Here is a 24,715-nt window from a genome sequence, read left to right as displayed (position 1 = left end):
CGGCGGCAGAATCGCCACCAGCACATTCACGCAACACCAGTTCTGACAGGAATAACTCATAGTCATATCGTTTATCCCACCATGCTGAGGTTATTTGTTGGTGAGCGGCACCGATAATGGTTTTACTTGGCCGCGAAGTCAAATAACTGATGACGGAAGTTTCAAGATAAACTTTGCGCTTCAATGAGCTTACTCCAACTCCGTTGTTCACCCGCTAACGACACGCATCACCGGCAGCAAAAAGCAGAGCGACGAGGAACGAGGAGCGGCGCTTTTTGCTGTCCGAGTGCATGCGATTGTTAGGCGATTTAGAACTGGCGGCCATGAATTGAAACCATTGGTGCAGCCTTCAATCTTTCCTCAACAAAAGACTTATCACGAATAAACAAGGTATTCCCTGAATTTAAGTTCTTGCCTTCTAAATTGATGAGCGTTCGATCCATTGGATTGTATGAATAAGTCTTGAAATTGTAGTCCGACATCATGTCCAGGATCTTCGATTCATCATAACCGTAGCGATTTCCACTACCGTTAAGCTCCATGATTACGGAATATATTGATTGGTTTCTTAGAATTTCTTGCGCCCCCTCCAGTACCGGCGTTTCATATCCTTCTACATCAATCTTTACCAATGCTGGAGATTCGCTATGTAAAACGGTATCCAAGGATGTCACTTCGACATTAACGACCTTTTCGCAATGTTCGCCGTCTGCAAGCGCATGATTTGTGGTATCAGTGTCGCTAGTAAATGTAATGTTTTCTTCTTCTGCCCCTACACCTTTATTAAGGCAGGTGACTCTTTCTTCCAAATTATTAAGACGCATGTTTTCAATAAGCCGATTGAAAGTGTTTGGCACTGGTTCAAATGCAATACCTCTAGCTCCAACAGCAGAACAGGCCAGAATGCTGTATGAACCTACATTCGCTCCAACATCGACAAAAAGGTCTTCCTCGCGTAGGAAATGCAGCAAATAACCCATATCCGGGAATTCATGTAGGCCGGTGTAAATATTTCCTGTTAATCCTGTTTCTCCAGTTCGGACTAGAAATTTGGAGCCGTTGATCCAATCGAAAACGATTGCACCCGGAGCTAGTCTGCTGGCAATTTGCCATTTAGCAAAACGTACAAGTGAGCCTAGTTTTCGGTCTCGATTAAGAGGATGGCCGATAATGAATCTTAATGTATTGAGATGCGACATATTGGTTCCATTTTACGCCTAACCGTTAATTAGACAGCATGTGGATCAGGTGTGCTGAGTAGATTCCGTGCTAACAGAGATAGGCAGAATCCATCTACTCAGCTCAGAGCCTCGGCAAAACCACACGCGCACGCACAAGCACCCCGTTACAAACTGCAGATGCAGAACAGGTGCCGTTGTTGCTATACAGAAATCCGACCGGTCCCCACCGATCAGCGATGACGATACATCCACGGTTGTTGGCGCTCCCCTACCATTATCCAGATCCCCTGACCCTGGGCGCGTGCAGCGCCTGCGCCGAGTCTAGCGGTTATAGCTGGCAGGAATAAACACCAACAGGTGTTTGATCCAGTCAGAATTACAGAGAGTTGATCTGGATCACCGTTCGCCTCAGCCGTGGTGATCCACTCGCCCAATGCTATTTGCTGCCAGGTCTCTGCGTCCGCGTCCTGATAAGACCGGGTCAGCGACGCCGCCATTCCTAAGGCCGTTGATGGTCGCCCGGCTTGCTCCAGATCCCCAGCCCCGCAACTTTGGCGCTGGCCTCGGCGCTGCTATAACTGCGATCGGAACAATAGCGCCGATACACCGCTGCTTTCCCTGCCTCGACCATCGACCGGTTGATGAGGGTGCCACTGGTCGGATCGATGACCTCAGCAACCTTAGCCCTTGGTCATCATTTCGCACCAACTGTGGCTGACCCAGCCAGCGATCAGGGCGAGCGCGTAGCCACCCGGCAGCAGCCACCAGGCGAGCAGGCCGGCGATGCCCTGCAGCAGCAATGAATGGGTGAAGGTGCGGTGGCCGACATAGCGCTCGAGCGTGCCCGAGTTCAGGCGCAGCACCCGCCCGATGTAACTGGTGCGCGTGTCGAGATCCGGGCTCAAGCCGCCGAGCAGCGCAACGGAGGGGGCGGCGCGCTCAAGCGCATCCCGGAGCCGTTTTAAACCCCGCTTCGGTCTGGAGAATGACGCTTAAGCCTGATCCTCCAAAGCGGTTTTAGACCAGATCGCCAAGCTCCAACTCCAAGCCATCCAGCATCGACGGCCTGATTCGGTACGGCGCCTCAAGCTGAACGCTTGTTTGGTAGGTACCGTTCTCGGGTTGCCGATACACCCAGATGGCCTGCGCGGGGATGTCGATCAGCCAGGCCTCGGGGATGCCGAATCGGGCATACAGCGGCAGCTTGCACTCCCGGTCATAACGAACGCTGCTGTCGGCGATCTCGATCACGAGTAAGGCATCGTCGGCCCGCGGATGCTCGGCGGTGTAGAAATCGTCCCGCGGCTTGAGCACGGCGATGTCGGGCTGGGGTGCGCTGAGATCCCCGAGCAGGATCGGATCTTGGGTAGAGACGATGGCGCGCCTGCCGATGGCTTCGATGAGCAAACAGGTCAGCCTAGTGCGCTCCCTCAGTCTCGGCAAACAACCAATCGCCGTTCTCTGCGACAATGTCGGCTGTCACAGTCAACATAGGAAGAGTATGAGTACCTACGACGTCTACGCCCTCGGCAACGCACTGGTGGATATGGAGTACGAGATCAGCCCCGGCGATCTCCAACACCTGAATATCGACAAGGGCGTCATGACCCTTGTCGATGAGGCACATCAGCTGCGCATCATGGACCACCTCCGCGAACATCATCACCAACGCGGCTCGGGTGGCTCGGCGGCGAACTCGGTGATCGCGCTCAGCCAGCTCGGTGGCCGTGGCTACTACGCCTGCAAGGTCGCTGACGACGATCTCGGCCACTTTTACATGAAAGACCTGCACGAGGGCGGCGTCGAGACCCTCGACGGCGGCTTTCTGGACAAGGGCGATACCGGCCGCTGTGTCGTCTTGGTCACGCCTGACTCGGACCGGACCATGTGCACCTATCTGGGCATCAGCGGCAATCTATCGGTGCATGAGGTCGAGGTGCGGTCCCTGCACGCGGCCAAATGGTTCTACACCGAGGGCTATCTGGTCACCTCCGATACGGCCCGAGTCGCGGCCATCGAGGCCCGCCGCGCGGCAGAGCATGGCGGCGTGCGCACCGCGCTCTCGCTCTCCGACCCAAACATGGTCAAGTTCTTCAAGGCTGGGCTGAAGGAGATGATCGGCGACGGCGTCGACCTGATCTTTGCCAATGAAGAAGAGGCCATGGGCATGGCCGAGACCACTGATCTCAACGAGGCGGTCGAGTATCTGAAGACGCTGAGCAAGGAATTCGCGATCACCCGCGGCCCCAAGGGCGCGCTGGTCTTCGATGGCCAGGAGCTGATCGACATCGATCCGGTGCCGGTCAAGCCGGTGGATACGGTCGGCGCTGGCGATATGTTTGCCGGCGCTTTCCTCTACGGCTTGACCCAAGGTTGGAGCCACAAGCGCGCTGGCGACCTGGCCTCGGCGGCCTCGGCGAAACTGGTCACCAGTCTTGGACCGCGGCTGAGCAAGGAAGACACCCAAGCGATCCTCAAGTCCTTCGGCTCATAACCAGCCAATCGCGAGGACTGACCAAGCGTTACGGATGATCAGCACCACAGATCCACAGACCTTCACACCGATCCTTCCGCCATCGATCGGTGTTGGTCTGTGTTGGCCTGTGTCCATCTGTTCGTCAGCGCCTCGCCCAGAGGCTTGACAGGATCAACCCGCAAAGGCCTGCTGGCAAAGTGAGAACAGCGCGGCGGGATACATCCCAAGCAGCAAGATCGCGGCGCCATTGAAGGTGATGGCGACCCGCGCGCTGGCATTGGTGACCACTGGCACCTCGGTGATCGGCTTATCGAAGTAGATCATCTTGATCACGCGCAGATAGTAGAAGGCGCCGATGATCGAGAAGATCACCGCTATGATCGCCAGCCAGACCATCCCTTGCGCAATAATCGCCTCCAACACCAGCAGCTTGGCGACGAAGCCAACCATCGGCGGCACGCCGGCCATCGAGAACATGATCAGCGCCATCATCGCGGCCAACCAGGGGTCGCGATCCGACAGGCCCTTGAGATCGTCCAGTTCCTGCACGTCTTGACCCTTATTCGAGATCAGCAGCAGCACGCCAAAGGCCCCCGCCGACATCAACGCATAGACCACCGAATAGAACATCGCAGACGCATAGCCCTGCTCGCTGCCAGCAAGCAGCCCTAGGAAGATGAAGCCGACATGGGAGATGGTCGAGTAGGCGAGCATGCGTTTGATGTTGGTCTGCGCGATCGCGACGACGTTGCCGAGCGCCAGAGAGAGCACGGAGAGGATCACCAGGATCTCGCCCCAGTCGGACTGCAGGCCGCCCAGCGCCTCGATCAGGATGCGCGCCGCCATCGCAAAGGCGGCGATCTTGGGCGCACTAGAGAGAAACAGCACGATCGGGGTCGGCGCGCCCTGGTACACGTCCGGCATCCACATGTGGAAAGGGACGGCACCGAACTTGAACGCGATGCCGATCAGCGCGAACACCAGCCCGAAGACCAGGATCTTGTCATTCACGGCATCGCTGGCCACGGCCGCGGCGACATCGGCGAAGGCGAAGCCGCCGGAGGCGCCATACAGCATCGAGATACCGTAGAGCAGCATGCCGGAGCCCAGGGCGCCGAGCACGAAGTACTTCATCGCCGCCTCAGCGCCGGCCTTGGAGTCGCGGTCGAAGGCGACCAGCGCATAGAGGCAGAGCGAGAGCAGCTCAAGGCCGAGGTACAGGGTCAGGAAGCCGTTTGCCGAGACCATGATCAGCATCCCCAGCACCGCGAATAGCAGCAGTACGTGGTACTCGCCGACCCACATGTCACGATCGCGCATGTAGTCCTTGGCATAGACGAAGGTCAGCAAGGACACGACCAGGATGGCACCCTTGAGCAGGTCGCTCATCGGATCACGGACAAAGCTCTCGCTAAAGGCGGCCGTCGGCACTGAGCCACCGACGAAGCCAACCGCGAGCAGCGCGCCCAGCAGCCCGATCAGCGTCAGGGTATGGTTGCTCTGCTTCTGATCAGCGCGGGTGTAGAGATCGGCGATCAGCACCGTACAGGCGGTGATCAAGATCACTAGCTCGGGCAGGATCGCCAGCAGCGAAGCGGAAATCGAGGGCGTGAGCGTCGTCATGACAGGGGTCCGTTAGGGCTGGAGACGGGCGATCGGCGGGGTGACCAAGTCAGACCCCTCGGGCAACTTGCTGACCTGGATCTGCTGTACCAGGTTGGCGATGGTCGGCTCCATCACGTCGATCAACGGCTTGGGCCAGATGCCGATCGCAAGCGTAGCGGCGGCCAGCACGCTCAGGTTCAGGGTCTCGCGCCGATTCAGATCCTTGAGCGCGGCGACATTGTCGTTACCGATATCGCCGAAGATGACGCGCTTGACCAGCCAGAGGGTGAAGGCGGCCGCCAGCACCAGCGTGGTCGCGGCGAGGAAGGCAAACCAGAAGTCGGCGCGGAAGGCAGCGAGGATGACCATGAACTCACCGACGAACCCAGAGGTGCCGGGCAGACCCGCGTTGGCCATGGCAAAAAAGACGACGAAGGCCCCGAACCAGGGCATGCGGTTGATCACCCCGCCGTAGGCCGAGATCTCGCGGGTGTGCATGCGGTCATAGAGCACGCCAACGCAGAGGAACAGGGCGCCGGAGATGAACCCGTGCGAGATCATCTGCACCATTCCGCCTTCGATGCCCATCACGGCACCCGCTGTCTCGGCGCGTTGGAAGATCGCGAAGACGATGAAAAAGCCTAGGGTCACGAAGCCCATGTGTGCGATCGACGAATAGGCGATCAGCTTCTTCATGTCCTGCTGCACCAGCGCCACCAGGCCGATATAGATGACCGCGATCAGCGACATGGTGATGATCAGCCAGTCGAGCTGTGCGCTGGCATCGGGCGCGATCGGCAGGCTGAAGCGCAGGAAGCCATAGCCGCCGATCTTCAGCATGATCGCCGCCAGGATCACCGAGCCGCCGGTCGGTGCCTCGACGTGCGCATCCGGCAGCCAGGTATGCACCGGAAACATCGGCACCTTGACCGCGAATGCGAGCAGGAAGGCGAAGAAGATCAGGATCTGCGCGGTCAGTCCCAGCGGCGCCGCATGGAAGCCGAGGATGTCGAAGCTGCCGGTCTGGAAGTACAGATAGATCAGCGCGACCAGCATGAACACCGAGCCGAAGAAGGTGTACAGGAAGAATTTGATGGTCGCGTAGACGCGGTTCGGCCCGCCCCAGACCCCGATGATGATGAACATCGGGATCAGCATCGCCTCCCAGAAGAAATAGAACAGGATCGCGTCCAGGGCAGAGAACACCCCGACCATGATCCCTTCCATGATCAGGAAGGCCGCCATGTACTGCGACGGCTTGTAGCTGATGACGTCCCAGCCGGCGATGATCACGAAGATGGTGATAAAGGTGGTGAGCAAGATCAGCGGCATCGAGATGCCATCGACGCCCAGGTAATAGTCGACGCCCAGCGCCGGCAGCCAGGGCGATCGCTCGACGAACTGCATCGCCGCCGTCGAGGCATCGAAGCCAAACCAGAGCGGCAGGCTCATGACAAAGGTCAGCAGCGCGAAGCCCAGCGCGATCCGTTTGGTCAGCTCAGCGTTCTGCTCACCACTTGCAATGACCGCAATGCCGCCGATGATCGGCAGCCAGATCACGAGCGAGAGCCAGGGGAATTCCAATAACATCAGCCGCCTCTCCCGCGTCTTAGAAGGTCACGAACAGGGTCAATAGGACCACGAGCCCGAGGATCATGGCAAAGGCATAGTGGTAGAGCATGCCACTCTGAAGGTGACGAGCACGCGCCGCGATCCAGCCGACGGCCTTTGCCGAGCCATTGACCACCGCGCCATCGATCAAGCGCTGATCACTGCGCTTCCAAAGAAAGCGCCCGATCAGCTGCCCACCACCCGCGAAGACACGCTGATTGAAGTCGTCAAAGCCGTACTTGTCTTGCAATAGGCGCGTGAACCGACCGCCTCGCTCCTGCAGCTCAGCATCGATCCCCGGGTTGCGTTGATGCAAGTACCACCAGTAATAGGCCGCCATCAGCAGGCCGCCCATCGAGAGCCAGAACGGCAGCGTCTGCATGCCATGGCGGATGAACTCGCGCTGCCCGTGCCAATGCGCGGCGAGATGATGCAGGGTGTCGTGCTCATGCAGCACCGTGATCGCATCGCCGAGCCAGTTCTCGACTAACAGCGGCTCGATCGCATACCAGCCGATGAAGACGGAGGGGATCGCCAGGGCAATCAACGGCCCCGTGACCACCCAGGGCGTCTCATGCAGATGCGAGCGGGTGTGATGGTCCATCCGCGGCTCGCCGTGGAAGACCAAGAAATAGAGTCGGAAGGAATAGAGCGCGGTGACGAAGGCACCCAGGATGAGCAGCAGGTTGGCCAGACCAGCGCCGGCGATCTGCGAATGCCCCACGGCCTCGATGATGGCATCCTTGGAGAAGAAGCCGGAAAAGCCCGGAAAGGCGATCAGCGCCAGAGAGCCGGCCAACGCGGTGATCCAAGTGATCGGCATGTAGCGCTTCAGCCCACCCATATTGCGAATATCCTGATCATGGTGCATCGCAATGATCACCGAGCCCGCGGCCAGGAACAGCAGCGCCTTGAAGAAGGCATGGGTCATCAGGTGGAAGATGCCCGCGGCATAGGCCGAGGCCCCCAGGGCTGCGATCATATAGCCGAGCTGAGACAGGGTCGAGTAGGCGATCACGCGCTTGATGTCGTTCTGCACCAAGCCAATCAGTCCCATCAGGAAGGCCGTCAAGGCGCCGATCACCAGCACGAACGACAGCGCGGTCGTCGACAGCTCGAACAGCGGGGACATCCGGGTCACCATGAAGACGCCGGCAGTGACCATGGTGGCCGCATGGATCAGCGCCGAGATCGGCGTTGGACCTTCCATGGAATCCGGCAGCCAAACATGCAGCGGCATCTGGGCCGACTTACCCATCGCACCAATGAACAGCAGGATGCAGATCAAGGTCATTAGCGAGACGCCGCCGAAGACCGCGACCTGGGTCTCGGCATGCGCCGGCGCCTGCGCAAAGACCTCGGCGTAATCCAACGAGTTGAAGTACATCACTACCGCAGCGATGCCGAGGATGAAGCCGAAATCACCCACGCGGTTGACCAGGAAGGCCTTCAGGTTGGCCGAGATCGCCGACTCGCGCGTTGTGTAGAAACCAATCAGCAGGTAGGACACCAGACCCACCGCTTCCCAGCCGAAGAACAACTGCATGAAGTTGTTGGCCATCACCAACATCAGCATCGAGAAGGTGAACAGCGAGATATAGCTGAAGAAACGCTGATAGCTATTCTTGCCAACGAGGGAGTTTTCAGGCCAGTTGTGGGCATCGTCGGCCATGTAGCCGATGGTATAGATGTGCACCATCAACGAGACGAAGGTCACCACCGCCATCATCAGCGCGGTCAGGCGGTCGACCAGGAAGCCGATCTCGAAACGGATGCCATCGGCGACCATCCAGGTATAGAGGGAGCCATTGAAGGCCGGCTCATCGTGCCAGATGAAGCGCGACAGCACCCAGAGGGAGAGTACAGCCGAGAGGCCGACGCCAGCGATGGCGACCGAGTGAGCGCCGGCACGGCCGATCTTGCCGCCGAAGAAGCCGGCGACAATGGCACCAAACAGTGGCGCCAGCACGATGATCAGATAGACGGTCTCCATTGAAGGATTCTCCGAGCGGTGTCCGGTGGGCTCAGCCTTTGAGCATGTCCAGATCGTCGACGTTAATGGTGCGCCGGTTGCGGAACAGGACCACCAGGATGGCGAGCCCGATTGCCGCCTCGGCGGCCGCAACCGTCAAGATGAAGAAGACGAAGATCTGCCCATCCAGATTGCCAAGGAAATGCGAGAAGGCGATGAAGTTCATGTTCACTGCGAGCAGCATCAGCTCGATGCACATCAGCAGGATGATCACGTTCTTCCGATTCAGAAACACGCCGGCCACAGAGATCGAGAACAGCAAGGCGCCGAGCAGCAGATAGTCAGATAGGGCGATCATTCGGAGTCCTCCTTCAGTGCCGGGGCCGGCGCACTGGCACCCAGACGGGGTGCGGCCGGCATCGACACCAGTCGGATACGATCTGGCCCCTTCTTCACCCGGACCTGCTTGGAGGCATCCTGATACTTGGTCTCAGGCCGACGGCGCAGCGTCAGGCGAATCGCGGCGACGATGGCGACGAGTAGGATCACCGCGGCGATCTCGAACGGATAGAGGTAGGTGGTGTAGAGCTCGAGACCCAGCTCGACCGTATTGCTATAGCTGGCCGGCTGCGCCTCGGGCTTCGCGAACAGCTCGAGCCCGAAGTGAGATGGCCCAAGCACCAAGAACAGGTTCAGCACCATCACCACCGCAATCATCAGGCCGACCGGCAGATAGCGAATGAACTGACCGTGCAGCGCGGCGATGTCGATATCCAACATCATCACCACGAACAGGAACAGCACCATCACCGCGCCGACATAGACCAGCACCAGGACGATGCCGAGGAACTCCGCCTCCAGCAGCAGCCAGAGCGCCGCGCTCGAGACGAAGGCAAGCACCAGAAACAGCACCGCGTGCACTGGGTTGCGGCGTGTCACCACCATCCCTGCAGCGACTACGGTTATGGCCGCGAACACATAGAAGAGAAATTTTTCGAAGCCCATGGGATTTCCAGCTGGCTTGGCTGCGTCGGAGAACGGCTCTCAAGAGCAGCTCTCAGCGATGCAGTCAGGCGTTGACATTCGACCTACGACGGCCCTGGCACTCAGTGCAGTCGGTCCGATGGGCGACAACAGCGCCCTGATCTAACGTAAATAGCGCGTCGCCATCCCGGACGATCAAGCGCTTGTTTCACGGTAACTCGTTATTGCTCTATTGCCGAGACCGGCGCTCAACGATAACGCGCGTCCGCGCTCCGCGCCGCCGCGATCCGCGACTCGTATTTATCTCCGATCGCGAGCAATTTGTCTTTGGTCATGATGTTCTCGCCGCGATTCTCGAAGTGATATTCATAGACATCGGTCTCGACGATCGAATCGACCGGGCATGACTCCTCGCAAAAGCCGCAGTAGATGCACTTGAACAGATCGATATCGTAGCGCGTCGTGCGTCGCGAGCCGTCTTCGCGCGGTTCGGCCTCAATGGTGATCGCTAGCGCCGGACAGGTCGCCTCGCACAGCTTGCAGGCGATGCAGCGCTCTTCGCCGTTGGGATAACGGCGCAGCGCATGCAGACCACGGAAACGCGGCGAGACCGGCGCCTTCTCTTCTGGATACTGCACCGTGAATTTGCGCTTGAACAGGTAGCGCCCGGTCAGGCTCATTCCACGGAAAAGCTCCAGGAGCAGGAGGCTATTGAGATAAGTGCGAGCGGCTTGAAGCATGGTTCACTCTATCGGCTATCGACTGGCGCGGGGGTCGCGGTCACTCGGCATCACCATATCGGCTAGGCAGACGCTGCCGACCACCAAGGTGGCAACTGCGCGAGCACGGCCACGGCGACCACAAGAATCCAGACGATTGTGATCGGAATGAACACCTTCCAGCCCAGACGCATGATCTGGTCATAGCGGTAGCGCGGAAAGGTCGCGCGCAGCCAGAGGAAGACGAACATGAAGAAGAAGGTCTTGAGCAGCAGCCAGATCATCCCCGGCACCCAGGCTGTAGCCTCGTCGAGCATCGGGATGCCCTGGAACGGCGAGAGCCAGCCGCCGAAGAACAAGAGCGTCGCCAGCATCGCGATCAGCACCATGTTCGCGTATTCAGCGAGGAAGAAGATCGCGAACGCCATGCCGGAATATTCGACGTGGAAACCGGCGACGATCTCAGACTCGCCCTCGGCGACATCGAAGGGCGCACGGTTGGTCTCAGCAACACCAGAGATGAAATAGACCCCGAACAGCGGCAGCAATGGCAGCCAGAACCAGGTCAGCAGACTGCCGGATTGCGCCTCGACGATGGCACTCAGATTCAGGCTACCAGCGGCGACCAGCACGCCAACCAGCGCAAAGCCCATCGCGATCTCGTAGGCGACGATCTGCGCCGCCGCGCGCATCGCACCCAGCAGCGCATACTTCGAGTTCGAGGCCCATCCGGCGATAATGATGCCGTAGACGCCCAGCGAGGTCAGCGCCAGCACATAGAGCAGGCCGGCGTTGATGTCGGCCAGCACCAGACCGGCGTCGAACGGGATCACCGCCCAGGCCGCCAGCGCCGGCACGATCGCAATCAGCGGCGCGAGCAGGAACAGGCCCTTGCTGGCCTTGGTCGGGATAATGATCTCCTTGACCATGAGCTTGAGCGCATCGGCGATGGGCTGCAGCAGACCGCGCCAACCGACCCGATTCGGCCCGATCCGGACCTGCATGTAGCCGATCACCTTGCGCTCGGCATAGGTGTACCAGGCCACCACCGCCAGTAAAGGCGCGATGATCGCGACAATGGCGATCAGGCTTTGGAGGGGGAGCGGCAGCCACTGCCACAAATCCATCATCTGCGTGCTCCTAAGCGCCGGCCTTGCTGATTTGCACTGGGCCCATGATTGGACCCAACTCACCACTACCCTCGACCCCAGCCGGGATGCGAGCGCATCCAACCGCGATGCGGTCGTCGATCACGACCGGGGCGTTAACCTCGGTGCGCTCGCCGTTGATCGCAACCTGCGCCACCCGTGCCAGTTGCCCATCGGCCAGACCGAGCGCGGCCGCGTCGTCGGGATGCAGCGACACCGCAAGCTGCTCGGCAAGCGGCGTGCGCTGCAAGGCAGGGGCGCGCCGAACGAGCGGATCGGTCGCATAGATCGGCACGTTGCCGATCCGGAACAGCTCCGCCGCCTGGGGCGTGGCTGATGACAGGTCGGGCGCGGGCATCGCCTCCCGCATCTGGTTATCTGGCGTCAGATCGCGACATTGGCTGGCAAGCTCATCATGGACCTCGCGGGCGCTATTCTGAGCAAAGCCCGGCAGTTCCATCATGGTGCCGAGAACGCGCAAGACCTTCCAGCCTGGGCGAGCATCGCCGGGTGGCGGAACTGCGCCCTGGAACCGTTGCCAGCGGGCCTCGGTATTGACGAAGGTCCCGGCAGTCTCGGCAAACGCCGAGATCGGCAGCAGCACATCGGCCACCGTATCGAGCGCTGGGCTCCTGAAGGCGGTGCAGGCGACAACCTGCTTTGCTGCGCGCAGCGCGGACATTGCCAGCGTCGGGTCGGCGAGGTCTCTATCCGGCTCCAGCCCCCAGAGTAGATAGCCCTGCCGAGGATCAGTGAGCATGGCACCAGCATCCAAGCCCGGCCGTGCCGGTGCAGCGCCGCCAGGCAGCCTGTGCGGGAGAGAACCGGCGCACCAGCTGCCGACACTATTCGCGGCCGGCGCCAAGAAGCCGAGTCGGCATCCGGCCGCGGCAGCGACCTCAGCCGCTAGGGCACGGACCAGCCCAAAGGCGGGAGCGCTCTCGGCCAGGGTGCCCAGCAGCACCAGCCCCTTGCCGTCCTGACCGGCGCGGGTCAGCGCATCAGCGATCCGCTGATGGCGCTCATCGGGCTCCGCTGCCGGCCCCTCTGTGGGCTTGCCCAGCAACCGCAGCAGCGCCCGAAGGTCGCTACCTGGGACCGATGGGCTCGGCGCAATTTGGATGCTGGGATGATTGAGGTCGACTGCGTAAGGATTCAGCAGCGCGATCGTCGCTCCGGACAACGCCGCCTTGCGGAGACGATGCGCCAGCAGCGGCTGCTCTTGTCGAATATCGCTACCGATCAGGAGCACCGTCTGCTGCGTTTCAAGCTCAGCGATCGGAACCCCAAGCCACGGCAGCTGTGGATCAGCAGCCGCGGCGCTGAAGTCGAGCTGCCGCAGTCGGGTATCGATATGATCGCTCCCGAGCGCTCGCACCAGCCGCTGCAGCAGGAACTGCTCTTCCAGGGTCGCAGTCGGCGAGACCAGAACGCCCAGCTGATCGGGGCCCGGAGCCTTCAACAGGTCAACCGCGGCATGCAGTGCCTCTTGCCAGTCGACTTCCTGCCAGTCGCCATCGCGCTTGAGCATCGGCGCCTTCAGCCGCTCGGGGCTGTTCAGGCCCTCGTAGCTGAAGCGGTCGCGATCCGAGATCCAGCACTCGTTGACGGCCTCATTGTCGCGCGGATGCACGCGCATAACCTTGCCGTCACGGATGTGCAGCTGAAGGTTGGAGCCAACGCCGTCATGCGGCGCGATGCCCTCGTCCGAGGTCAGCTCCCAGGCGCGGGCGGTGAATCGATAGGGCTTCGAGGTCAGCGCACCGACCGGACAGAGATCGATGATGTTGCCCGAGAGCTCATGCGCCATCGACTGCCCGACGAAGGTGCCGATGCGCATGTCCTCACCACGGCCGGTCGCCCCCAGCTCACGCAGGCCGGCGATCTCGGCGCCGAAGCGCACGCAGCGGGTGCAATGGATGCAGCGGGTCATCTCGGTGGCGATCAGCGGCCCGAGGTCTTCATCCTTGACCACGCGCTTGCGCTCGCTGAAGCGCGAGACGTCCTCGCCGTAGCCCATGGAGACGTCTTGCAGCTCACACTCACCGCCCTGATCGCAGATCGGGCAATCCAGCGGATGGTTGATGAGCAGGAACTCCATGGTGCCGCGCTGGGCATCGAGCGCCTTCTTCGAGCGCGTGAGCACCTTCATGCCCTCGCCGACCGGGGTCGCGCAGGCCGGTATCGGCTTCGGGAACGGTCGCCCGCCCTGCTCCGCTTCCACCAGGCACATGCGGCAGTTGGCCGCGATCGAGAGCTTCTCGTGATAGCAGAAACGCGGGATCACGATGCCCTCGCGATCGGCCACCGCGATGATCATCTCACCGGGCGCCGCCGTGCAGAAACGGCCGTCGATCTCGAGGGTAATCTTGTCGTCCGACATCGATGTAGATCTACCTGCTGAGGTTGCGCCGCAGCGTCATAGGGATTGCGCAAGAACGCCGAGCCAAGGCACGGCGCTCAGGCCGCCTCGACCAGCGAACGGCCGTGCTCGACCAGATGCTCGAACTCGGAACGGTAATGCTTGAGGAAGCTCTGCACCGGCATCGCCGCCGCATCGCCGAGCGCGCAGATGGTGCGCCCGCCAATTCGGCCGGCCACATTGTCGAGCAGATCCAGATCCTGCGGCCGCCCGTTGCCAGCGAGGATGCGATCGAGCACCCGCGCCAGCCAACCCGTGCCCTCGCGGCAAGGCGTGCACTGACCACAGGACTCATGCGCGTAGAAGTGGGCCAGGTTAGCGAGCACCTTCACCATGCAGGTGCCCTCGGCGATGATAATGACCGCGCCGGAGCCGAGCATCGATCCGGCCTTGGCGATGGAGTCATAGTCCATATCGGTGCGCATCATCACATCGCCCGGGACCACTGGGACCGATGAGCCACCGGGGATCACCGCCTTCAGCGCCCGACCGCCGCTGACCCCACCCGCCATCTCGAGCACGTCCTTAAACGGGGTGCCCAACGGGATCTCGAGGTTACAAGGCCGCTCGACGTGACCGGTGATCGAGAACAGCTTGGGTCCGCCATTGTTGGGCTTGCCCTGCTCCAAGAACCATTTGCCGCTCTTCTCCAGGATCACCGGCACCGAGGCCAGGGTCTCGGTATTGTTGATCGTCGTCGGCATGCCATAGAGCCCGGCCTGGGCCGGGAACGGCGGCTTGAAGCGCGGCTGGCCCTTCTTGCCTTCGAGCGATTCGAGCAGCGCCGTTTCTTCGCCGCAGATGTAGGCTCCGGCGCCAAGATGCGTGTAGAGATCGAAATCGACGCCCGAGCCGAGCAGGTTCTTGCCCAGCAGCCCGGCGGCGTAGGCCTCTTCGAGCGCCCCATCGAAACGCGCGGTCGGCTCGTAGAACTCGCCGCGAATGTAGTTGTAACCAACCGTCGCACCGATGCAATAACCGGCGATCGCCATCCCCTCGATCAGCTGATGGGGGTTGTAGCGCATGATATCGCGGTCCTTGCAGGTGCCAGGCTCACCTTCGTCCGAGTTGCAGACGATGTACTTCTGACCCGGCTTGGTGCGGGGCATGAAGCTCCACTTCAGCCCGGTTGGAAAACCGGCGCCACCACGACCGCGCAGGGCCGAGGTCTTGAGTTCATCGATCAGCTGGTCTGGATCGGGCTTCTCGCGCAGGATGCGCTCCCATTGCACATAGCCGCCGACGCTGCGATAGCTCTCAAGCGTATAGCGCACAGTCGCATCAAGATGCATGGTGCGGAAGCAAACGGTATTCTGGTTCTCTGCCATAGGTCGCACGCGCTCAGTCGAGGTCGTCGATGATCTTGTCGATGGCTTCCGGGGTCACGCACTCATGGTAGACCTTGTCGACCATCACCGCAGGCGCGTGCCGGCAGGCACCGAGGCATTCGAACTCCTTGAACGTGAGCTTGCCGTCAGCGGTGGTGCCGCCGGGCGCTACGTTGTATTTCTTTTCGATATGGTGCATCAGCTCCTCGGCACCACCGAGCCTGCAGGAGACGCTGTTGCAGACGCAGACCTTGTGCCGACCAACCGGCTCCAGATCGTACATCGCATAGAAGGTCGCGACCTCATAGACAGCGGTCTCGGGCATGTCCAGATAGGCGGCCACCTGATCCATCAACTCACGGCTCAGCCAGCCGCCGTTGTGATCCTGCACCAACGTCAGCGCCGGCATCACTGCAGACTGCTTCCATTCCGGCGGATACTTGGCAACATGCTTGTCGATCTCGGCGCGCAGCTCGGGCGTGAGCAGCGTCGCCTTGTCGACATCATGGATGACCGCGAGCGGTGTATTACGGAAACTCATCAGCGGTCGATCTCCCCAAACACGATATCCATGGTGCCGATGATGGCGACCACATCAGCGAGCATGTGGCCCTTGGCCATCTCATCCATCGCCGCGAGATGTGGGAAGCCGGGCGCCCGGACCTTCAACCGATACGGCTTGTTGGCGCCATCGGAAACGATGTAGCAGCCGAACTCACCCTTGGGTGCCTCAACCGCGGCATAGACCTGGCCAGGCGGTGGGCAATAGCCCTCGGTGAAGAGCTTAAAGTGATGGATCAGTGCTTCCATGTCGTCCTTCATGCCGACGCGTGTCGGCGGCACCACCTTGTGATCATCGACCATCACCGGACCGGGATTGGCGCGCAGCCAGTCGATGCATTGCTTGATGATGCGATTGGACTGGCGCATCTCCTCGATGCGCACCAGATAACGGTCGTAGCAATCGCCGTTCTGGCCCACCGGGATATCGAAGTCGACCTGATCATAGGCCGCGTAGGGCTGCATCTTGCGCAGATCCCAGGCGATCCCGGAGCCGCGCAGCATCGGGCCGGTGAAGCCGAGGTTTTTGGCCCGATCGGCATCGACCACGCCGATGCCAACGGTGCGCTGCTTCCAGATACGGTTATCGGTGAGCAGGGTCTCGTACTCATCGACCAGCTTCGGGAAACGCTCGCTGAAGTCCTCGATGAAATCGAGCAAGGAGCCACTGCGGGGCTTGTTGAGCCTGCGCATGGTGCCCTTGCCGTGCCACTTGGAGCTTTCCTCGGCGAAGCGCGGCATCTGCTCCGGCAGATCGCGATAGACCCCACCCGGACGATAGTAGGTCGCATGCAGGCGCGCACCCGAGACCGCCTCATAGCAGTCCATCAGGTCCTCGCGCTCACGGAAGCAATAGAGGAAGACGCTCATCGCGCCGACATCGAGCGCATGCGCCCCGAGCCACATCAGGTGGTTGAGGATTCGGGTGATCTCGTCGAACAGGGTGCGGATGTACTGGGCGCGGATCGGCGCCTCGATGCCGAGCAACTTCTCGATCGCACGCACATAGCCGTGCTCATTGCACATCATCGAGACATAGTCGAGCCGATCCATGTAGCCGATCGACTGGTTGTACGGCTTCGACTCGGCGAGCTTTTCGGTCGCGCGATGCAGCAGACCAATATGCGGGTCGGCGCGATCGATGACCTCACCGTCCATCTCAAGCACCAAGCGCAGCACCCCGTGCGCGGCCGGATGCTGCGGACCGAAGTTCAGCGTGTAGTTACGAATCTCAGGCATTGGCTGCGTCCTTGGCACCGGTCACGGCCGGATGCTCGTCACCGAGGTAGCGGCTGTCGTCGCGGATGACCTTGGGTACCAGCACCCGCGGCTCAATCTCGACCGGCTCGTAGACCACGCGCGCCTGCTCCGGGTCGTAGCGCATCGCCACATGGCCGCTGAGCGGGAAGTCCTTGCGGAACGGATGGCCGACGAAGCCGTAGTCGGTGAGGATGCGGCGCAGGTCCGGATGGCCGTCGAACAGGATGCCGAACAGATCGAAGGCCTCGCGCTCGAACCAGTCGGCGACGGACCAGATCGAAACTACTGACGGTACCAGCGGCTGAGCCCCGCCCGTGCGCACCACCAGTCGCAGCCGCCAGTTGTGCGCCAGCGACAGCAGGTGGTAAACCACAGCGAACCGCTCTAGATGATCGATCTCGAGCTCAAGGTCACGATCAACGCCGCGACCGAAGCCGAAGTGGGATGCCTCGGTGGTCGCCCACTCCGAGAGGCCATAGGCGGCATAGTCGACCGCGCAGAGGTCGATCAACTGTTCAAAGCCAAAGTCACGGTGGTCCCGCAGTCGGGTAGCAGCTTCGATCAGCGCTGCTGCCGGGAGCTTGAGTGTCAGCTCGCCGCGATCGGCGCTGAGCTCGCCGCCAACCGCCGCAAAGTCCTCGTTCAGCCGAGTTGCCAGGGCGTCGAGACGCGAGTCGCCAGTGGTGATGGTCGGATCAGACATGAATATCTTGAGTGAAGCCTCGCCAGGCGTTGAGGATCAGCGCGCAATCGTGTTGGTGCGACGAATCTTGTTTTGCAACTGCAGGATACCGTACAGCAGCGCCTCCGCCGTTGGCGGACAGCCTGGCACGTAGACATCCACCGGCACAATGCGATCACATCCGCGCACGACAGAATACGAGTAGTGGTAGTAGCCACCACCATTGGCGCAAGAGCCCATCGAGATCACCCAGCGTGGCTCGGCCATCTGGTCATAGACCTTGCGCAAGGCGGGCGCCATCTTGTTGACCAAGGTGCCGGCAACAATCATGACGTCGGACTGACGCGGGCTCGGACGGAAGATGATGCCGAACCGATCCAGGTCGTAGCGCGCTGCACCCGCATGCATCATCTCGACCGCACAGCAGGCAAGCCCAAAGGTCATGGGCCAAAGCGAGCCAGTGCGCGCCCAGTTGATGAGCTTGTCGGCGGTCGTGGTGACCACGCCCTCTTCGAGAATACCTTCGATGCCCATGATAGCCCCCTAAGTCAGCTGATCGAGTGTCGCGACAACATGACAGCTACAAGCGCTCATTCCCAGTCCAGCGCACCCTTGCGCCACTCGTAGATGAAGCCGACGACGAGCACACCCAGGAACACAGACATAGCGACCAATCCAGCCGTTCCCAGTTCTTCAAGCACCACGGCCCAAGGAAACAGGAATGCGATCTCGAGATCGAACAAGATGAAGAGAATAGCGACCAGGTAGTAGCGCACGTCGAACTTCATACGCGCACTCTCGAAGGCCTCGAACCCGCACTCGTACGGAGCATCTTTCTCCGGGTCAGGTCGCCTAGGCCCGAGGACCATGCCGAGCACGCGCGGTGCGAAGCCGATAAGAATCGCCACGACCAGGAAAATCAAGATATGAAGATAGTCTTCTAGCATCCGGCGGCGACTCCAAGAAGCAGGTCGTTTTGGGCGACGAAAAGCCGCTGTATGCTAGTTCAGGCGCCCTTCAATGTCAAGTATAAGACATTGGGCAATACGATGAGATTCAATAGCTTAGAGGCGGCCTGGAGAAACCAGCGCCTAGCGAAACAAAAGGCGGTCCCGCTTGCGGGTACCGCCTTATCATATTGGTGCCGACGGCCGGACTCGAACCGGCACGGCTTGCGCCACTGCCCCCTCAAGACAGCGTGTCTACCAATTCCACCACGTCGGCAAGTTGAACAGTATTATTGCAGGTTTTCCAGCTTAGCGGTGGGGTCATAATCCCGCTAAAGCTGTCGCTGGTCAGAGCATTCACATGCTCGATCAGACTGTCGCTGCCATCATCCTCACTCTCTTCAGAATGCTCGCTCGGGTAGTTCGCGAGACTTACTCATCCACAGCGGGCGGAAGATCGCCACCCGAGGCCGAACCTGCCGACGAGGGCGGCGCCGAGGCGCCATCACTCGTTGTAGCTTGATCAACCGCTGGTGGCGGTAGATCGCTGCCAGCGCCCGGCGCATCATCACTTGCGGGCATACCGGGCACTGAGGGGAGTTCTCCACTCTCAGCCGCGCCGGCCGCAGGAACATCCCCCGAATCCCGAGCCGGGGCGACCGGCACTGACACATCGATGCCTTCCATCAAGCCGCCTGGCTCACCGACCCGGGCAGCGAAGTAGGCAAGCGCGATACTGGTCACAAAGAACAGCGTCGCGATGATCGCGGTCGATCTCGACAAGAATGAGCCGGAGCCCTGGGCGCCAAAGACCGTCGACGAGGCACCACTACCAAAGGCGGCACCGGCATCGGCACCCTTGCCGTGCTGGAGCAGCACGAGCGCGATCAGGCCGATCGCGAGAACCAGATGGAGGACGGTCAGAATGAGCTGCATTGGGTGTCTCGGTCTGCCGCGTGACCCTGCGGGGCCACGCCGGCTGTCAGTTAGACGTTAGCGTCGCCGGCCTTACAGATCGCTAGGAAATCAGCTGCCTTGAGCGCCGCACCGCCGATGAGACCGCCGTCGATATCGGCCTGTGCCATCAGCTCCAGGGCATTTCCGGGCTTCATGCTGCCGCCGTAAAGGATGCGCACACCGGCCGCCACCTCAGCGCTCTTCTTGGCGATCCTTTCGCGCAGAAAGGCATGCACCTCTTGCGCCTGTTCTGGAGTCGCCGTCACCCCAGTGCCGATCGCCCAGACTGGCTCATAGGCGATCACACCCTTGGCCAGGGCCTCGGCGCCAGCGGATTCGAGCACCGCATCGAGATGACGGGCGACGACCTCTTCAGTCTTGCCCTGCTCGCGCTCCTCGAGGGTCTCGCCGACACAGAGGATCGGCGTCAGCCCGTGGGACACCACAACAGCATACTTGCGAGCGATGATCGCATCGGTTTCTGCGTTGAAGAGGCGGCGCTCCGAATGGCCAAGGATGGCGTAGGTGCAGCCAAAGTCCTGCAGCATCGCCGCCGAGACCTGTCCAGTAAAGGCACCGGATTCCTCTCGCGAGCAGTCTTGCGAGCCGTAGCGGATCGCGGTGCCTTTGAGCATATCCTCGGCCAAATACAGGTAGGGAAACGGCGGACAGACGGCGACTTCGGAGGCCGTGACCTCGCCAATGCCGGCCTTGATGCCGTTCAACAGCTCGACCGTTTCGGCCTTGCTGCCATTCATCTTCCAGTTACCCGCGATCAGGGGCTGACGCATGACTGTCTCCCGAAGAAAAGAGCCGATCATCTTAGCGGCCTACATCCACTCATGCAAGCCAGCATGCGAGAAAGATGCTTCCGTCCCGTTGGCCTGTGGCTTAGACTGTCGCTATGGCAAAAGGCAAAAAGAAACCCGGCACCCCCAGCAGCACCATTGCGCTGAACAAGAAGGCCAAGCATGAGTATCACATCGAGCAACGTCTCGAGGCCGGGCTCGTGCTCGAAGGCTGGGAGGTCAAGAGCATGCGCGCCGGGCGCGTCCAGCTCAAAGAAGCCTACGTCAAGATCCTGCATGGTGAGGGCTTTTTGATCGGCTGTCATCTCTCGCCGCTCCCCTCCGCCTCGACTCACGTCGACCCAGACCCAACGCGGACCCGCAAGCTCTTGCTCAAGCGCACCGAACTCAGCCGTCTGATCGGCCAGACCGAGCGCGCCGGCTACACCCTGGTCCCGCTGGCCATGTACTGGCAGCGCGGCCGCGCCAAGCTCGAGATCGGACTCGCCAAAGGGAAAAAGCTCCATGACAAGCGCGCCGACGAGAAAGACCGCGACTGGCAGCGTGAGAAGGAGCGGATCTTCAAACGTAACTAAAAATCAGTATTTACCCAGCAGCTTCATGATCGCCTGATGAATGCTGTGGTACGACAGGCCCGGCTTCAGATACATCACCGCGCAGGTGCCGGTGCGCAGATTGATCCCCTTCTCGGCCGCAAGCGCTACCGCCTCCGGCGTCTCATGCGCCATGTGGACCCAGACATCCGAGACGCCAATCTCGGCTGCACGCGCGATCCAATCGCGCGTCTCTTGCTTTGGCACCTCGATGATCACCGCCTCGGGCGTTTGCGGCAGCGCATCCAGCGACGCATAGGCCTGATCACCGTCGATGCGCTCGGCACTCACATCAACCGGATACACCGTCTTGCCAAGTCGCTTCAGCCCCTTGTAGCTCAGGATTGGGAACGGCTTGGAGGCACTGTGGCCGATCAGGGCAAAGCGCTCGGCATTGAAGAAGGTTTCGTAGTTCGATGGCACGGAAAGCATCCTCGGGCGATATGGGACGAATGCTGCAAACCATACCTAAGCCACCAGAAAGCGGCCTGGGGATTCATCAACCGCCTCGTTTGACACCAAGCCCATCGCCTCTCGCCCCCTCGATGAAGCCGACGCCATCAAACCATACCGTAAAGATCCGCCCCGATAGCCTCAGACAGCACGCTTATGGCGTTCCCGCACTGCCCTGTTGCACGCGGACCTCGGCCGAGCCGATACCGCGCGGATCGCTCGCCGCCTCCACCGTGCCAGCGGCGCGATCCCAGACAATCAGCTGCATGTTGCCGAAGTCATCGGCCGCGGGCGCCAAGCGATGCCCCCTGTCGATCAGCTCAGATTGGGTCGCTGCCTCGAGCGCATCGGCCTCGAATAGGATCTCATCCGGTAGGTATTGGTGATGGAATCGCGGTGCCGCAACCCAGTCCCGCGGATCACCGCCTTCGATCGCAGCAAGGATGCCGTGCAGCACCATGGTGATGATGCGGCTCCCCCCCGGCGTGCCCAGGATCACCACCGCATCCTCAGAGGTGGCAAAGGTCGGGCTCATGCTCGACAGCATGCGCTTCCCAGGCGCGATCGCGTTGGCCTCTCCGCCAACCAGGCCATAGGCATTGGGCACCCCCGGCTGGGACGAGAAGTCGTCCATCTCATCGTTCAGCAACACCCCTGTCGCAGGCGGCACAAATCCAGAGCCAAACGGGTAATTGATGCTGAGGGTCGCCGCGACCCGGTTGCCCTCGGCATCAAGGATCGAGAAATGGGTGGTATCCGGACCTTCTGGTCCGGTGGCCAACGGTAGGCTTGGGCTGGCCTGTGTCGGATCGATCCCACGTGCCAGACCAGCAGCATAGAAAGGATGCGTCAGACGCTCGACCGGCACCTCGACCTGATCCGGGTCACCAAGATAGAGCGCGCGATCCCGATAAGCGCGTCGCATCACCTCGACCAGGCGATGCACCCGATCGGCAGCGCTCGACGCAGGCCCAAGCCGCGCCTCCAGTGCCTCGAGCATGCCGAGCATCTGCACCAGCGCAACACCGCCTGACGAGGGTGGCGCAGCGCTGACGATCTCCCAGCCCTGATAGCGCCCGACGATCGGATCGCGCTCGACCACCTGATAACTGGACAGATCCTCCAAGCTCCAGATGCCGCCAGCGGCGCGGACGCCCTCAACCAGCGCCTGAGCGACCGGGCCTGCGTAGAAACCGGCACGCCCCTGAGCTGCAATCGCCTCGAGCACTAGCGCCAGATCGGGCTGGCGGATCATGGCGCCGAGCTCGGGAACCTCACCGTCATCGAGAAACTGCGCTGCCGCAGCCGGCGACGCGAGCAGTACGTCCAGCCGCCAAGCGGCCATGCGGCGATAGATCGCATCGACCGGGAAGCCTTCGCGCGCGAGGCGAATCGCCGGCGCCAAGCTCTTGGCCAGTGGAAGCCGGCCGTAATGCTCCGCGATATGGACCAGCGCCGCCGGCTCACCGGGGATACCCGCCGCCAACGGCCCATTCAGCGAAGCCCCCGCCATCAGCTCCCCAGACGCGTCCAGATAGAGGTCGCGATGAGCGGCCAAGGGTGCGCGCTCGCGCCCGTCGATCATCAGGTCCCGGCCGTTACCCGCTTGGTGCAGCAGCCAGAAGCCGCCGCCGCCGATGCCAGAGCTGTAAGGCTCAACCACGGCGAGGACCGCACTCACCGCGACCGCTGCATCAAAGGCATTGCCGCCTGCTGCCATGATCGCAATACCAGCATCCGTGGCTGCCGGATGCGCTGCGGCAACCGCCATCGCCGGCGGATGTGGCGATACCTGGGTTAGCGATGCCTGAGTGTCGAGCGACGCGCCGTCCCCAGAGCGCCCTTCGGCCATCCCCGAGACGGGAGTCAACAGACTGGCAAACAGCAGCATCAACAGCCGCAGCCGCCGAGCCACCAGCAAAAAAAGGCCCCCAGAGGGGGCCGCGAGAGACCGAGTCATCGGGCCAGGATCAGCTGGACTCACCGGTGATGCGCTCGTATTTGGCGCGCAGCTCTTCTTCGGTCTCTTTGTGGTCCGGATCGACGATGATGCAATCAACCGGACAGACCTCGACGCACTGTGAGGTCTCGTAATGACCAACACACTCGGTACAAAGGTCGGGCTCGATCACGTAGATCTCGTCACCTTGCGAGATCGCGCCGTTCGGGCACTCGGGCTCGCAGACATCGCAGTTGATGCATTCGTCGGTGATGATAAGCGCCATAGTTCTACTCCTGCGCGTGCAGATATATCGGAACGGGAAGGTGAAACCGGGAAACCCCGTTGTGGAAGGCGAACGCTTTGATCGCCCTAGCTCAGGTCAACAGCATGGACATGGTCGAGACTATCAGCGTCCACTCGCCGGCGACATTGGGATGGCGCAAAGTTTATCCAAACCGCTGCCGCAATGCAGCATGCACGCTCGGTGCAACGAACGCCGAAACATCGCCACCCAACCGAGCGATCTGTTTGACCAGCGACGACGAGATATAGGCATATTGCTCGGCGGGGGTCAGAAACAGGGTCTCGATATCCGGCGCCATACGTCGGTTCATCCCAGCGAGTTGAAACTCGTACTCAAAGTCAGACACCGCACGCAGACCGCGCATGATGACATGAACCTGCGCGGCATGGGCAAAGTCGACCAGCAGACCCGAGAAGGGCACGACCTCGACGTTGCTCATCCGCTCACACACCGATCGCGCGAGCTCAACCCGCTCGTCCGCCGAGAAGGTGGGGTCCTTTGCACTGTCCCGCGCCACCGCGACCACTACCCGATCGAACAGCCGGGACGCACGGTCGATCAGATCACTGTGACCGTTGGTGATGGGGTCAAACGATCCCGGATAGACGACACTTCGCAAGCCACACGCCCCTACTCGAGGTTTCCACTGGCGCGGAGGATAGCAGAGTCCGCGCCAGCCAACGCGCCTTCGCCACCGCTCGCCTGGCAGCAACCCCCTCCGGCAGGGTCCGCGTCAGCCCAAAGCGACACGATGAGTGAGC

General features: G+C 61.2%; 26 protein-coding genes, 1 tRNA gene and 1 pseudogene. 2 read left to right on the top strand and 26 right to left on the bottom strand.

Annotation, left to right across the window (positions count from 1 at the left end; genetic code table 11):
- From CKO42_RS26960 to CKO42_RS19655, 5 genes and pseudogenes are all read right to left on the bottom strand, one after another.
- Nucleotides 1-184, bottom strand: a 184-nt coding sequence (locus CKO42_RS26960) for a PIN domain-containing protein (RefSeq protein WP_476737479.1), incomplete at its 3' end; no start/stop codon positions are given.
- A gap of 124 nt (nucleotides 185-308) precedes the next feature.
- The gene (locus tag CKO42_RS19670; protein ID WP_200247748.1) at nucleotides 309-1,199 is read right to left on the bottom strand and encodes an FkbM family methyltransferase; all 891 of its coding nucleotides are present in this window, start codon (nucleotides 1,197-1,199) and stop codon (nucleotides 309-311) included.
- Nucleotides 1,200-1,680: 481 nt separating this feature from the next.
- Entirely contained in the window at nucleotides 1,681-1,848 is a 168-nt protein-coding gene (locus tag CKO42_RS28600) for a thermonuclease family protein (protein ID WP_420844336.1), read from the bottom strand.
- A 13-nt stretch (nucleotides 1,849-1,861) separates the two neighbouring features.
- Nucleotides 1,862-2,110, bottom strand: a pseudogene (locus CKO42_RS19660) (metal-dependent hydrolase); the annotation flags it as partial.
- An 88-nt stretch (nucleotides 2,111-2,198) separates the two neighbouring features.
- Nucleotides 2,199-2,588, bottom strand: a complete 390-nt coding sequence (locus CKO42_RS19655; RefSeq protein ID WP_200247746.1) for a Uma2 family endonuclease — start codon at nucleotides 2,586-2,588, stop codon at nucleotides 2,199-2,201.
- 94 nt (nucleotides 2,589-2,682) lie between these two features.
- On the opposite strand from CKO42_RS19655, the gene CKO42_RS19650 reads away from it, so the two are divergent.
- A complete protein-coding gene (locus CKO42_RS19650) occupies nucleotides 2,683-3,675 on the top strand; it encodes an adenosine kinase (RefSeq protein ID WP_200247744.1) in 993 nt (330 codons plus the stop codon).
- 153 nt (nucleotides 3,676-3,828) lie between these two features.
- Here the strand turns inward: CKO42_RS19650 and nuoN are convergent, their stop codons facing one another.
- The 17 genes from nuoN to tpiA form a co-directional block, all read right to left on the bottom strand.
- The gene (nuoN, locus tag CKO42_RS19645; RefSeq protein ID WP_200247742.1) at nucleotides 3,829-5,280 is read right to left on the bottom strand and encodes an NADH-quinone oxidoreductase subunit NuoN; all 1,452 of its coding nucleotides are present in this window, start codon (nucleotides 5,278-5,280) and stop codon (nucleotides 3,829-3,831) included.
- Between the two features lie 12 nt (nucleotides 5,281-5,292).
- Complete coding sequence (locus CKO42_RS19640; protein WP_200247740.1) at nucleotides 5,293-6,852, bottom strand: NADH-quinone oxidoreductase subunit M; 1,560 nt, start codon at nucleotides 6,850-6,852, stop codon at nucleotides 5,293-5,295.
- A 19-nt stretch (nucleotides 6,853-6,871) separates the two neighbouring features.
- Nucleotides 6,872-8,866 carry an NADH-quinone oxidoreductase subunit L gene (nuoL, locus tag CKO42_RS19635; RefSeq protein WP_200247738.1) on the bottom strand — a complete coding sequence of 665 codons (1,995 nt, stop codon included), beginning with the start codon at nucleotides 8,864-8,866 and terminating at the stop codon, nucleotides 6,872-6,874.
- Between the two features lie 31 nt (nucleotides 8,867-8,897).
- The gene (nuoK, locus tag CKO42_RS19630) at nucleotides 8,898-9,203 is read right to left on the bottom strand and encodes an NADH-quinone oxidoreductase subunit NuoK (protein ID WP_200247736.1); all 306 of its coding nucleotides are present in this window, start codon (nucleotides 9,201-9,203) and stop codon (nucleotides 8,898-8,900) included.
- Nucleotides 9,200-9,850: an NADH-quinone oxidoreductase subunit J gene (locus CKO42_RS19625; protein WP_200247734.1), complete on the bottom strand. Its 651-nt coding sequence runs from the start codon at nucleotides 9,848-9,850 to the stop codon at nucleotides 9,200-9,202. Before CKO42_RS19625 ends, nuoK begins: the two co-directional genes overlap by 4 nt.
- 227 nt (nucleotides 9,851-10,077) lie before the next feature.
- Entirely contained in the window at nucleotides 10,078-10,569 is a 492-nt protein-coding gene (gene nuoI / locus CKO42_RS19620; RefSeq protein WP_200247732.1) for an NADH-quinone oxidoreductase subunit NuoI, read from the bottom strand.
- A 62-nt stretch (nucleotides 10,570-10,631) separates the two neighbouring features.
- The gene (nuoH, locus tag CKO42_RS19615; RefSeq protein WP_200247729.1) at nucleotides 10,632-11,678 is read right to left on the bottom strand and encodes an NADH-quinone oxidoreductase subunit NuoH; all 1,047 of its coding nucleotides are present in this window, start codon (nucleotides 11,676-11,678) and stop codon (nucleotides 10,632-10,634) included.
- 10 nt (nucleotides 11,679-11,688) lie between these two features.
- Nucleotides 11,689-14,079: an NADH-quinone oxidoreductase subunit NuoG gene (gene nuoG / locus CKO42_RS19610; protein ID WP_200247726.1), complete on the bottom strand. Its 2,391-nt coding sequence runs from the start codon at nucleotides 14,077-14,079 to the stop codon at nucleotides 11,689-11,691.
- 77 nt (nucleotides 14,080-14,156) lie between these two features.
- Nucleotides 14,157-15,446 carry an NADH-quinone oxidoreductase subunit NuoF gene (gene nuoF / locus CKO42_RS19605; protein WP_200247724.1) on the bottom strand — a complete coding sequence of 430 codons (1,290 nt, stop codon included), beginning with the start codon at nucleotides 15,444-15,446 and terminating at the stop codon, nucleotides 14,157-14,159.
- Between the two features lie 13 nt (nucleotides 15,447-15,459).
- Entirely contained in the window at nucleotides 15,460-15,987 is a 528-nt protein-coding gene (nuoE, locus tag CKO42_RS19600; protein WP_200247722.1) for an NADH-quinone oxidoreductase subunit NuoE, read from the bottom strand.
- Nucleotides 15,987-17,246: an NADH-quinone oxidoreductase subunit D gene (locus CKO42_RS19595; RefSeq protein ID WP_200247719.1), complete on the bottom strand. Its 1,260-nt coding sequence runs from the start codon at nucleotides 17,244-17,246 to the stop codon at nucleotides 15,987-15,989. The genes nuoE and CKO42_RS19595 overlap by 1 nt, the downstream gene beginning before the upstream one ends.
- Complete coding sequence (locus CKO42_RS19590; RefSeq protein WP_200247716.1) at nucleotides 17,239-17,970, bottom strand: NADH-quinone oxidoreductase subunit C; 732 nt, start codon at nucleotides 17,968-17,970, stop codon at nucleotides 17,239-17,241. The genes CKO42_RS19595 and CKO42_RS19590 overlap by 8 nt, the downstream gene beginning before the upstream one ends.
- Nucleotides 17,971-18,006: 36 nt before the next feature.
- Nucleotides 18,007-18,483: a NuoB/complex I 20 kDa subunit family protein gene (locus tag CKO42_RS19585; RefSeq protein ID WP_200247712.1), complete on the bottom strand. Its 477-nt coding sequence runs from the start codon at nucleotides 18,481-18,483 to the stop codon at nucleotides 18,007-18,009.
- Nucleotides 18,484-18,539: 56 nt separating this feature from the next.
- Entirely contained in the window at nucleotides 18,540-18,896 is a 357-nt protein-coding gene (locus tag CKO42_RS19580; RefSeq protein ID WP_200247709.1) for an NADH-quinone oxidoreductase subunit A, read from the bottom strand.
- 192 nt (nucleotides 18,897-19,088) lie between these two features.
- Nucleotides 19,089-19,173: transfer RNA gene (locus CKO42_RS19575), tRNA-Leu, on the bottom strand.
- A gap of 155 nt (nucleotides 19,174-19,328) precedes the next feature.
- The gene (secG, locus tag CKO42_RS19570) at nucleotides 19,329-19,832 is read right to left on the bottom strand and encodes a preprotein translocase subunit SecG (protein WP_200247706.1); all 504 of its coding nucleotides are present in this window, start codon (nucleotides 19,830-19,832) and stop codon (nucleotides 19,329-19,331) included.
- Between the two features lie 50 nt (nucleotides 19,833-19,882).
- The gene (gene tpiA, locus CKO42_RS19565; RefSeq protein WP_200247704.1) at nucleotides 19,883-20,644 is read right to left on the bottom strand and encodes a triose-phosphate isomerase; all 762 of its coding nucleotides are present in this window, start codon (nucleotides 20,642-20,644) and stop codon (nucleotides 19,883-19,885) included.
- A 113-nt stretch (nucleotides 20,645-20,757) separates the two neighbouring features.
- On the opposite strand from tpiA, the gene smpB reads away from it, so the two are divergent.
- Nucleotides 20,758-21,237, top strand: coding sequence for an SsrA-binding protein SmpB (smpB, locus tag CKO42_RS19560; protein ID WP_200247701.1), 480 nt, complete (start codon nucleotides 20,758-20,760; stop codon nucleotides 21,235-21,237).
- 3 nt (nucleotides 21,238-21,240) lie between these two features.
- Here smpB and CKO42_RS19555 read toward each other — a convergent pair whose 3' ends face one another.
- From CKO42_RS19555 to coaD, 4 genes are all read right to left on the bottom strand, one after another.
- Nucleotides 21,241-21,687, bottom strand: coding sequence for a CoA-binding protein (locus tag CKO42_RS19555; protein WP_207148782.1), 447 nt, complete (start codon nucleotides 21,685-21,687; stop codon nucleotides 21,241-21,243).
- Nucleotides 21,688-21,862: 175 nt separating this feature from the next.
- Nucleotides 21,863-23,479, bottom strand: coding sequence for a gamma-glutamyltransferase (ggt, locus tag CKO42_RS19550; RefSeq protein WP_242479554.1), 1,617 nt, complete (start codon nucleotides 23,477-23,479; stop codon nucleotides 21,863-21,865).
- A 199-nt stretch (nucleotides 23,480-23,678) separates the two neighbouring features.
- Nucleotides 23,679-23,933 carry a YfhL family 4Fe-4S dicluster ferredoxin gene (locus CKO42_RS19545; protein ID WP_200247696.1) on the bottom strand — a complete coding sequence of 85 codons (255 nt, stop codon included), beginning with the start codon at nucleotides 23,931-23,933 and terminating at the stop codon, nucleotides 23,679-23,681.
- A 163-nt stretch (nucleotides 23,934-24,096) separates the two neighbouring features.
- Nucleotides 24,097-24,573 (bottom strand): pantetheine-phosphate adenylyltransferase, encoded by a 477-nt coding sequence (coaD, locus tag CKO42_RS19540; protein ID WP_200247694.1) that lies wholly within the window; start codon nucleotides 24,571-24,573, stop codon nucleotides 24,097-24,099.
- Nucleotides 24,574-24,715: the final 142 nt, after the last annotated feature.

It is taken from the genome of Lamprobacter modestohalophilus (assembly GCF_016583905.1).
Taxonomy (GTDB): Bacteria; Pseudomonadota; Gammaproteobacteria; order Chromatiales; family Chromatiaceae; genus Lamprobacter; species Lamprobacter modestohalophilus.
Note: the sequence above shows the minus strand (reverse complement) of the source record. Positions and strands in the feature narration are given on the sequence as shown.